The organism is Cupriavidus sp. MEYA8 (assembly GCF_059278825.1).
This window is the reverse complement of the sequence record NZ_CM181222.1, coordinates 2,024,433-2,034,996: the sequence shown is the minus strand read 5'-3', so window position 1 is coordinate 2,034,996 and position 10,564 is coordinate 2,024,433. Positions and strand designations below refer to the sequence as shown.

The following is a 10,564-nucleotide window of genomic DNA, read 5'->3' as shown; positions in this document are numbered from 1 at the left end:
TTCCGCCATGAAGGAAGTGATCCGGCCCGAGCACGCCGACGACACCCGTACCGCCCTGTCCGGCGCCAGCCTGCGCCGCGCGTTCCTGGACCACGTGTTCCATACCCAGGGCAAGCTGCCCGGCCACGCCAGCCAGAACGACCTCTACCAGGCCGCGGCGCATACCGTGCGCGACCGCCTGGTGCAGCGCTGGATCAGCACCGCCGAAGCCTACCTGGGCCAGCCTTCGCGCACTGTGGCCTACCTGTCGGCCGAGTTCCTGATGGGCCCGCACCTGGGCAACAACCTGATCAACCTCGGCATCTTCGACGAAGTGCACGAGGCCATGGCGGCGGCCGGGCTCGACCTCGACCGCATCCTGGAGCAGGAAGTCGAGCCGGGCCTGGGCAACGGCGGCCTGGGCCGTCTGGCGGCGTGCTTCATGGATTCGCTGGCGACGCTGGAGATCCCGGCGCTGGGCTACGGCATCCGTTACGAATACGGCATTTTCCAGCAAACCATCATGGACGGCATGCAGGTGGAGAAGACCGATACCTGGCTGCGCAACGGCAACCCGTGGGAGATCCAGCGCTCCGAATGGGCGGTGCAGGTGCGCCTGGGCGGCCACACCGAGCACTACACCGACGACCGCGGCCACTACCGCGTGCGCTGGGTGCCGGCCAAGACCGTGGCCGGCGTGCCCTTCGATTCGCCGATCCTGGGCTACCGCGTCAATACCGTGAACACGCTGCGGCTGTGGCGCGCCGATGCCACCGAGGCCTTCGACTTCCATACCTTCAACCGCGGCGACTACCTCGGCGCGGTGAGCAAGAAGGTGACGTCGGAGAACCTGACCAAGGTGCTCTACCCCAACGACGAAACCGCGCAGGGCAAGGAGTTGCGGCTGGAGCAGCAGTACTTCTTTGTCGCCTGCTCGCTGCAGGACATGCTGCGGCTGCTGGCTGTCGACGGCATCCCGGTGACGCGCTTCCACGAGAAGTTCGCGGTGCAGCTGAACGACACGCACCCGGCGGTAGGCATCGCGGAACTGATGCGGCTGCTGGTCGACGAGAACGACCTGCCCTGGAACCAGGCGTGGGACATCACCCAGCGTGCCTTCGCCTACACCAACCACACGCTGCTGCCCGAGGCGCTGGAGCGCTGGCCGCTGCCGCTGTTCCAACGCGTGCTGCCGCGCCACCTGGAAATCATCCTGGAGATCAACGCGCGCTTCCTGGACGAGGTGCGCATCCGCTTCTACGGCGACGAATCGCGGCTGTCGCGGCTGTCGCTGATCGACGAGCACGGCGAGCGCAATGTGCGCATGGCCAACCTGGCGTGCGTCGGCAGCCATGCCATCAACGGCGTGGCCGAGCTGCACTCGCGGCTGATGCGCGAGGACGTGCTCAAGGATTTCTACGCGATGTGGCCGGAGAAATTCACCAGCATCACCAACGGCGTCACGCCGCGGCGCTGGCTTGCGCTGTCCAACCCGAGGCTGACGCGGCTGGTCACGGATGCGATCGGCGATGGCTGGATCTCCCACCTCGAACGCATCCGCGTGCTCGAGCCCTATGCCGACGACGCCGGCTTCCGCCGGCAATGGCAGGCGATGCGCCGCGCCAACAAGGAAGACCTGGCGCAGCTGATCCGCGACACCACCGGCGTGGTGGTGGACCCATCGTCGATGTTCGATGTGATGGTCAAGCGCATCCACGAATACAAGCGCCAGCACCTGGCGGTGCTGCACGTGATCGCGCTGTACCACCGCATCAAGTCCGACGCGCACGCCGAGATCCAGCCGCGCACCTTCCTGTTCGGCGGCAAGGCCGCGCCGGGCTACGAATACGCCAAGCTGATGATCCGCTTCATCACCTCGGTCGCCGACGTGATCAACCGCGACCCGCAGGTGCGCGACCGGCTCAAGGTGGTGTTCCTGCCCAACTTCAACGTCACCTTCGGCCAGCGCATCTACCCGGCTGCGGACCTGTCCGAGCAGATCTCGCTGGCGGGCAAGGAAGCCTCCGGCACCGGCAACATGAAGTTCGCGATGAACGGCGCGCTCAACATCGGCACCATGGATGGCGCCAATATCGAACTGCGCGAGGCCGTCGGCAACGACAACTTTTTCCCGTTCGGCCTGACCGCGCCCGACGTCTATGCGCTGCGCGCGAGCGGCTACGACCCGGCCGCCTACTATCACGGCGACCCGCAACTGCGCGCGGTGATCGACCTGGTGCAGCAGGGATTCTTCTCGCGCGGCGATCCGGCGCTGTTCCGCCCGCTGTTCGATCCGCAGGCGGGGCACGATCCCTACCTGCTGCTGGCGGACTTCGCTTCCTATGTCGAATGCCAGCAGATCGTCTCCGACGCCTACGCCGACCCGGATCGCTGGCAACGCATGTCGGTACTGTCGTGCGCGCGTTCGGGCCGTTTTTCGTCGGACCGTGCCATCCGCGAATACTGCGAGCGCATCTGGAACGTCGAGCCGGTACCGGTGCGGCTGCTGCACCGTGCCAGCGGCGCGCCGTGGCAGGTTGATCCGGGTGCCCAGGGGCCGCGCGCGGCATAGCCATGCAGGCGCAAGACGCGCGCGCAGTGTGCGGTATCGCATGCGCGGGGCGCCGCATGCCGGGCAGTACTTTCTACAATCGCCCTTGTAACAAAGCTTTCGGCCCGGCCGCCCGCCTGCCCGCGCGCCGCACCGCAAAAGCGCCGTTCTGCTGGCATGGAGTTCGCATTGCGCTAGGGCCGCCGCAAGGCAACTTCCAGTCCGCACACCCAGAAGCCAATCGATGGCAGGAGCCGAATTTGAACGCGAACCCGTTTCCGCTGGCCCCGGGTGCCAGGTCCGCCCTGCCCAGCCTGCCCCCGCTCGACTGCTTTGCCGCGCCTTCTTCACGGGCCTTCTCCTCCAACGACGAACATGCGCAGGACTACCTGTTCGGACCGGCCTGGCTGCCCGACGGACGCGTGCGCTTCCGCCTGTGGGCGCCCGACGCGGCCGAGCAAGGCCATCCCGTGCGGCTGGAGATCGCGGGCCTGGGACCGGTCCATATGGCGGCGGGGCCCAACGGCTGGTTCGAGGCGATCGTGCCGTGCTGCGAGGGCGCGCGTTACTGGTTCCGGCTCGACGACGGCACCACGGTGCCCGACCCGGCCTCGCGCTGGCAGGCAGACGACGTGCACGGCCCGAGCATCGTGCCGGCGCGCGACGCCGGTGCCTCGTACGCCTGGACCTGCCCCGACTGGCGCGGCCGGCCGTGGCATGAAGCCATCATCTACGAAATGCACGTTGGCCTGTGCGGCGGCTTTGCGGGCGCCGCGCAGCAATTGCCGCGGCTGGCCGCGCTGGGCTTCACCGCCATCGAGCTGATGCCGGTGGCCGAGTTTCCCGGCGGACGCAACTGGGGCTATGACGGCGTGCTGCCGTTCGCGCCGGAGTCCGGCTATGGCACGCCGGACGAGCTGCGCGCGCTGGTCGACCGGGCGCACGCGCTCGGCCTGATGGTGCTGCTGGACGTGGTCTACAACCACTTCGGGCCTGAGGGCAACTACCTGCACCGCTATGCCAGCGCCTTCTTCCGCGCCGACCGGCGGACCCCGTGGGGCCCCGCCATCGATTTCCGGCGCCCGCAGGTACGGCGCTTCTTCACCGAGAATGCGCGCTACTGGCTGGAACAGTTCCGCTTTGACGGACTGCGGCTCGATGCGGTCCACGCCATCGAGGACGAAGGCTGGCTCGCGGCGCTGCCTGGCGAAGTGCGCAGCATGCTGACCGATGGCGCCGGCGGCGACCGCCACCTGCACCTGGTGCTGGAGAACGACGACAACGAAGCCGCGCTGCTGGCGCAGGGCTTCGACGCGCAATGGAACGATGACGCCCACCATGCGCTGCATGTGCTGCTGACCAGCGAGGACGACGGCTACTATCGCGACTACGCCATGCCCGCCGGCACTGTCGCTGCGGTCGATGCACGCGAGCATGGCCAACCCGCGCTGCGCCACCTCGCACGCGTGCTGGCCGAAGGCTTCGCCTACCAGGGCGAGCCGTCGCAGCACCGTTCCGGCGGCGACACCGCCGCCGTCGCCAGCGCCGCCGTGTGCCGCGGCCAGCCCAGCGCGCATTTGCCGCCTACCGCTTTCGTCAGCTTTCTGCAGAACCACGACCAGGCCGGCAACCGCGCCTTCGGCGAACGGCTGACCAGCCTGGCCGACCCGCGTGCGCTGCGCGCCGCGGTGGCGCTGCAGCTGCTTTGCCCGCAGGTGCCGTTGGTGTTCATGGGCGAAGAGACCGGCGCGCGGCAGCCATTCTTCTACTTCACCAGCCATCCGCCGGAGTTGGCCAGGGCCGTGCGCGAGGGCCGCCGCCGCGAATTCGCCGCCAGCGCGGCCTTCGGCGACGAGGCGCGTGCCGCCGCCATCCCCGACCCCAACGACCCGGCCACATTTGAAGCGTCGCGGCCGTCACTGGCGGACGACGCCGACTGGGCCCCCTACTACCGCGAACTGCTGTCGATCCGGCGGCGCGAACTGCTGCACCGGCTGCCGGGCTGCCAGTCTGCCGGCGTCGATATCCTCGGCCCCGCGGCGCTGTGCGCGCGCTGGCGGCTGGTGGACGGCATGGAGCTGAGCCTGTGGCTGAACCTGGGCGACGAAGCGGTGCCCGCCACCCACTCCTGCCGCGACCAGCGCACGGCGCTGCACGAGAGCGCACCGGGCGCCGCCGCGGAACTGTCCGCCGGCATGCTGCCGCCGCTGGCCTGCGTCGCCACCCTGTGCGAGCCCGCCGCGGCGCGCCCAAGGTAATGCCTGACGCGGCAGCCACCGCGCCGGCACCCGCGCGCGGCCTGCCGCGCGCCACCGCCCGGCTGCAGCTGCATCCTGGCTTCACCTTCGCCGATGCCGCCGGCGTGGTCGACTACTACGCCGCGCTTGGGGTCAGCCACCTGTACTTGTCGCCGGTCTGCGAGGCCAGGCCCGGCTCCACGCACGGCTACGACGTCACCGACTTCACCCGCGTGCGCGCGGAACTGGGCGGCGAGGCGGGCCTGAAGGCGCTGGCGGCGCGCGCGCGCAGTGCCGGCCTCGGCCTTATCGCCGATATCGTGCCCAACCACATGGCGGCGGACTGCACCCACAACGGCTGGTGGCGCGACGTGCTGGCGCACGGACGCGCCAGCCCACATGCCGGCTGCTTCGATATCGACTGGACGCCGTGCGACCCGGCGCTGCATGGCAAGGTCCTGCTGCCGATCCTGGGGCAGTCGTACTGGGACACGGTCGTCGCCGGCGAACTGCGGTGGGTGCCGGCCAGCGGCGAACGGCCGGCACACGTACGCTACTTCGACCATGTGCTGCCGCTGGCGCCGGACAGCCTTGACGCGGAAGGCACCGCCAACGCCAACTGGTACGACACCACCCAGCCCGCCGGACGCACCCGGCTGCACGCGCTGCTGGAACGCCAGCACTACCGGCTGGCCTGGTGGCGCACCGCGGCCGCCTCGCTGAACTGGCGCCGCTTTTTCGAGATCAGCGACCTGGTGGGCGTGCGCGAGGAAGACCCGCAGGTCTTTGACGCGGTCCATGCACTGGTCTTCCGCCTGCTGCGCGAAGGCTGGATCGACGGCGTGCGCGTGGATCACGTCGACGGACTGGCCGATCCCGCCGGCTACTGCCGCCGGCTGCGCGCGGAGCTCGACCGGCACGCCGCGGCACGGCCGCCATTGCTGGCGCTGCAGCGCCCGTGGCTCGTGGTCGAGAAGATCCTTGGCAGCGGCGAGCGGCTGCCGCCGGACTGGCAGGTGGATGGCACCACGGGCTACGACTTCATGGACGACGTGGCCGCGGTGCTGCACGACGAGGCAGGCGAAGCCGCGCTGACCGCGCTGTGGGCGATGACCAGCGGCGACGCGCGCCCGTACGCCGCGCACGTACGCGAGGCCCGTTGCCTGGTGCTGCGGCGGCACCTCGTCACCGAATGCGCGGGCGTGACCGCGCGCCTGCACGCCAGCGCACAGCGCGAGCCGGGCACGCGCGACCTCACGCTGGCGGCCCTGCGGCATGCGCTGATGGCGCTGATGGCGGCCGTGCAGGTCTACCGCAGCTACTACGACGCGCAGCCGTCGGCGCGCGACGCCGCCGCCGCGCATGCCGATGACGCCATGGTCGATCAGGCCCTGCAGTCCGCGCGCGGCAGCCTGGCGCCGGACGAGGTGGTGGCGCTGGCATTCATCGCCGGCTGCCTGCGCACGCAGGCGGCACCGGACAGCGACACCGGCGTGCTGCGCCGCCGCCTGCAGCAGCTGATGCCGGCGCTGGCGGCCAAGGCGGGCGAGGACACCGCGTTCTACCGTTATGGCCGGCTGCTGTCGCGCAACGAGGTGGGCAGCGACCCGGCGCAACTGGCCATGCCGCCGGCGCAGTTCCACGCCCGCATGGCGGCGCGCCGGCTGGCCGGCCCGCATGCGATGCTGGCCACAGCGACGCATGACCACAAGCGCGGCGAGGACGCGCGCATGCGGCTGGCCGTGCTCAGCGAGCTGCCGGGCACTTTCGCCGACGCGGTTGCCGCGTGGGAGCGCGACTGCGCGTCACTGGTGGCCACGCTGCCGCGCGCGCCCGACGCGGCCGACCGGCTGATGCTGTACCAGGCGCTGGTCGGGGCATGGCCGATGGATCCGATAGACCATTCCGGCGACGGGGCGCCGGTACCCGAAGCGTTGCTCGCACGGATTTCCGCTTGGCAGGTCAAGGCCATCCGCGAAGCCAAGCGCCACGGCAACTGGACCTGCCCCGATGCCGAATACGAAGCGGCATGCGAGGCCTTCCTGCGCGGGATCGCGGCGGCGTGGCCGCAGGGCGTGCTGGCGCAGATCGGCCGCTTCGCCGGGCGCATTGCCACCGCCGGCGCCGTGAACAGCCTGGCGCAGGTGCTGGTGCAGCTGACCGCCCCCGGCATTCCCGACCGCTACCAGGGCACCGAAGGCTGGGACCTGAGCCTGGTCGATCCGGACAACCGCCGCGCGCCGGACTACGTCCGGCTGCAGGCACGGCTGGCGTGCGGCGCGGGCTGGGCGCACTGGCTGGCACACTGGCACGACGGCAGGCTCAAGCAGCAGCTGGTGCGCCATGTGCTCGCGGCACGCGCCGCCGACCCCGCGCTGTTTGCCGACGGCCAGTACAGCATGCTGGCCGCGCAGGGCGCGCTGGCGCAGCAGGTGCTGGCGTTTGCGCGCAGCATCGACTCGCGCCAGGCCATCACCGTGGTCACGCGGCTGTCGGCGGCGCGGGTCGACCCGGCCGTGCCGCGCATTCCGCCGGCGTGCTGGGGCGACACCACGCTGAACCTTGGCGCGCCGCAGCCCGGCCGCTGGATCGACGCACTGACGGGTCACCGGCTCGATGCGCCCGCCGGGCGCCTGCGCCTGCGCGACGTGCTGGGCGGGCTGCCGGTAGCACTGCTGCTGCGCGAGCCCTGACGCGCGCGTCACAAGCGCGGCAATTGCGGAATCGGGGCTCGCGAAGCGAGCGGGGTCAGCGGCGGGCGCGGGGCGCCCGGCGCCGCATAGGGTCCTGGCAGTTCCTTCGGTCCATGCGGACCCTGCAGCCCGTGCGGCTCATGCGGGACCGCCTGGCCATGATGGAAGGGCTCGGCCCCGGCGGGCGGATCGCGCTGGGCCTGGCTGGGCGAGGCACTGCGGTCCTGCGGCAGGTAGGGCCGGATCACGACGGCGACGTAGTCGTCTTCCTTCGGCGTCACCACGATATAGGCAAGGCCGGACATGACCAGCCCCACTTCGCCCAGTTCGGTGGCAATGCGCGCCACGATAAAGCGCTGCAGCAGCATCGGGTTGACGCTGTCGTCGATCGCAAGTGCCGCAGTGCAGATGGTCAGGAAGCAGCGCTCGACTTCGCGGCAGACCACCACCACTTCATCCAGCGCATAGCCGGAATGGCTGGCACGCACCAGCACCGAGACGCCGGAACTGGGCGCGGCGCGGTGCCAGCCGGGCTTGATCTTGAAACTGGGGAGCGTCAACCCCGAGCCCGTATCCTGCGCGACTGTATTGAAGCGCTGGGCGAAGTCCAGCGGAGTGATCGCGAGCAGCTGGCGTTCGACCGGCGCCGAGGAGACCGACACCGAAGAGGCCAGGACGACGGTGGACAGGATGCTGGCGAAATTCATTTCTACCCTCGCAACAGGATGTGCCGCTCCCCCCGGCCGGCTGCGCTGATGGGCCCGTCGGCATGCGGCAAACGAGGACTGCCGCGGCGTGGGGCCGGCGTGGCGGGTTGTGCTCGGCGGCACATGCCGTACGCCAGTTCTGGCCAGCATTGCTTTCACTATAGACAGGTCCGCACGCAAGCACACGGCACCACGCAAGCGGCGCGCCACCTGTCGCGGTGCCTCCGCCGCGGGCGGCCCCGACGGCACCACCCCGACGGCACCATTTACGCCCGCCAGTGGGACGCATGCACTTTCTGCAGCTACTGTAAAAAGTACGGCGCGCGCCGTCGGCGAAATGCCGCCGCATGGTCTGCCACGCTGCGGCGCAACGTGCACAACCAGCCCTTACGGCCGGCGGGAACGGAGCTTGCAGGTCTTTGGGGGCAGGTGCGGGCAACGTTGCGCAGCCCGCCGCTCATGCAGTACGGTGCGCCGTACAGGAGGATCGCCATGAAATTACGTACTCGCTCCCGCATTCGCCGCCTGGCGCTGCCGCTGGCGGTACTGATTATGGCAGTTGCGCCGGCGGCGCCAGCCGCACCCGCCGATGCGCCAGCGGCTCCATCCTCGACGGGCCGCACCGCCGCGCCGCGCGACACCGAAATCGCCAGCGACCGTGCCATTACCTCGGAAGTCCGTGCGCGCCTGGCGAACGCCCGCACGCTGGACCCGGCGAAGATCCGCGTGTCCACCATGGACGGCGTCGTCAAGCTTGAAGGCTCGGTGCGGGACGACAAGCAGCGCGTCATGGCCATGGAACTGGCGCGCTCGGTGCGCGGCGTGACCGCGGTATCCGACGAACTGCGTGCCGGTACGGACTGACGACGCAGATACGTGAAATTGCCCCTGGAGACACCATGAGCACCCATCGCCAACCCGACCATGACACCACCCGGCGCCGCAGCGAGCCGCGGCCGGACCCGCACAAGGGCGGGCCCGACACCGAGCATGAGCGCGGCAAGCCGGGACGCGACCGCCGCCACGACGTCGAGCGCGAGCACGACATTCCCGACGAGAACGGCGTGCCGCCTTCGGTCAGGCGCCGCAGCGGCAATCCGGAGGAAAGCGAACCCCCGGTGGAGAACACCTGACGGCTGCCGGGAAGCCACACCGGACCGCACAGGAGAGACTAAAGGAGAAAGCATGAGCAAGACCGTACGTACCGGCGCCCGCCACAGGGACCGTGTCGGCAGCACCAGCGGCACGCGGCGCGACGGCGCGCAAGCTTCCGCCGGCGGCGGCCGCCCGCGCGACAAGACCGCGACGGGCGCCGCGCGGGCGCAGGCCGGCAGTATCCCGAGCACGCTGGACCCTGATCTCGAGCAAGAGCCCAGCGACATCGAGAGCGAGATCGAGCAGCGCGACGAAGACGCGCACATGCCGCCGGAAGACGAAATCCCGGAAGAAGAGATTGCCGACGAAGTGGTGCGCGCGGCCGAAGGCCTGCCGGCCGAGGTGCCGGTCGACAAGGCCGACCGTACCGACGACCGCGAAGAGCACCCGCCGAACCCGCCCCGGGTCAACAAGGACTGAAGCGCAGGGCAGGAAAAAGGGCGGCCTTGCCGCCCTTGCCATTCTCCCGAGCTCTCCCCCGCCCCTACTCGGAAGCCAGCAACCCGTAGCGCTGCACGCGGATGTGGTTGATCACGTCCTGCACGCCGAACACGCGCTCCGCAATGTCCTCGATATCGTACTTGGTGCGGCGGTCGTTGACCTTGCCTTCCAGCGTCACCACGCCCTCCTGCACGCGGACTTCGACATCGCTGACATCGAGTTCGTCATCGCGCGCCAGCCGGTTGCAGACATCGTCGTGGATGCGGTCGTCGTCGCGCCGGTAGTTGCGTGGGCCGGCGGGACGGCGCTGCGTGGGGGCGTCCCACTCGTCGCCAAGGTCGCCAAGGTCGCCATAGCCGCGCGCCTCGCGCTCATAGCGCTCGTCCTGCCAGCGCCGGTAGCCATAGCGCTCTGGCTCGCCATAGCCGCCATCGCGCTCATTGCGCTGGTAGCGGCCTCGGCCCGCGCCCGCCGGACTACGCCGCGACCATTCGTCCTCGTAGCGGGCGTCGTCGCCGCCACGGCTGGCATAAGTACGCTCGGCCGGCCGGCGCCATTCCTCGACGTACAGTCCATACCACTCTTCGTCGCCTGGCGTTACGTCCTGGGTCTGGTCGCGGGGAAGACGCTCCGCGGCATTGCCATAGCGGCCGCCGCTGAGTTCTCGCTGGCGCCGGTTGCGCGACTCGGCCGGAATGCCGCTGTAGCCCTGTTCGTTGCCGCCATATTGCTTGTCGGGGCGCCTGCGCAGGTAGTTGTCGTCGCTCTGTCTCATCGTCGTGCTCCTATGTTTGCCGGATG

The 10,564-nt window shown here is 70.0% G+C and carries 7 protein-coding genes and 1 pseudogene; 6 read left to right on the top strand and 2 right to left on the bottom strand.

Going from position 1 to position 10,564, the window contains the following annotated elements; genetic code table 11:
* Nucleotides 1–7 precede the first annotated feature (7 nt).
* From AC5WJ1_RS26300 to treY, 3 genes are all read left to right on the top strand, one after another.
* Nucleotides 8–2,551, top strand: coding sequence for a glycogen/starch/alpha-glucan phosphorylase (locus AC5WJ1_RS26300; RefSeq protein WP_135702844.1), 2,544 nt, complete (start codon nucleotides 8–10; stop codon nucleotides 2,549–2,551).
* Between the two features lie 239 nt (nucleotides 2,552–2,790).
* Nucleotides 2,791–4,788, top strand: a complete 1,998-nt coding sequence (gene treZ, locus AC5WJ1_RS26295) for a malto-oligosyltrehalose trehalohydrolase (protein ID WP_494476704.1) — start codon at nucleotides 2,791–2,793, stop codon at nucleotides 4,786–4,788.
* Complete coding sequence (treY, locus tag AC5WJ1_RS26290; RefSeq protein ID WP_494476703.1) at nucleotides 4,788–7,460, top strand: malto-oligosyltrehalose synthase; 2,673 nt, start codon at nucleotides 4,788–4,790, stop codon at nucleotides 7,458–7,460. Before treZ ends, treY begins: the two co-directional genes overlap by 1 nt.
* A 182-nt stretch (nucleotides 7,461–7,642) precedes the next feature.
* On the opposite strand, the pseudogene AC5WJ1_RS26285 reads toward treY, so the two are convergent.
* Nucleotides 7,643–8,167: pseudogene (locus AC5WJ1_RS26285) on the bottom strand (malto-oligosyltrehalose synthase); the annotation flags it as partial.
* A gap of 492 nt (nucleotides 8,168–8,659) precedes the next feature.
* Here AC5WJ1_RS26285 and AC5WJ1_RS26280 point away from each other — a divergent pair.
* Genes AC5WJ1_RS26280 through AC5WJ1_RS26270 form a run of 3 tightly spaced genes read left to right on the top strand, consistent with a single transcriptional unit; the run spans nucleotide 8,660 to nucleotide 9,742 of the window.
* Nucleotides 8,660–9,031, top strand: coding sequence for a BON domain-containing protein (locus AC5WJ1_RS26280; RefSeq protein ID WP_133094494.1), 372 nt, complete (start codon nucleotides 8,660–8,662; stop codon nucleotides 9,029–9,031).
* 35 nt (nucleotides 9,032–9,066) lie between these two features.
* The gene (locus AC5WJ1_RS26275; RefSeq protein WP_133094493.1) at nucleotides 9,067–9,300 is read left to right on the top strand and encodes a hypothetical protein; all 234 of its coding nucleotides are present in this window, start codon (nucleotides 9,067–9,069) and stop codon (nucleotides 9,298–9,300) included.
* 52 nt (nucleotides 9,301–9,352) lie between these two features.
* Entirely contained in the window at nucleotides 9,353–9,742 is a 390-nt protein-coding gene (locus tag AC5WJ1_RS26270) for a hypothetical protein (RefSeq protein ID WP_494476702.1), read from the top strand.
* A 64-nt stretch (nucleotides 9,743–9,806) separates the two neighbouring features.
* Here AC5WJ1_RS26270 and AC5WJ1_RS26265 read toward each other — a convergent pair whose 3' ends face one another.
* Nucleotides 9,807–10,538: a BON domain-containing protein gene (locus AC5WJ1_RS26265; RefSeq protein ID WP_494476701.1), complete on the bottom strand. Its 732-nt coding sequence runs from the start codon at nucleotides 10,536–10,538 to the stop codon at nucleotides 9,807–9,809.
* Nucleotides 10,539–10,564: the final 26 nt, after the last annotated feature.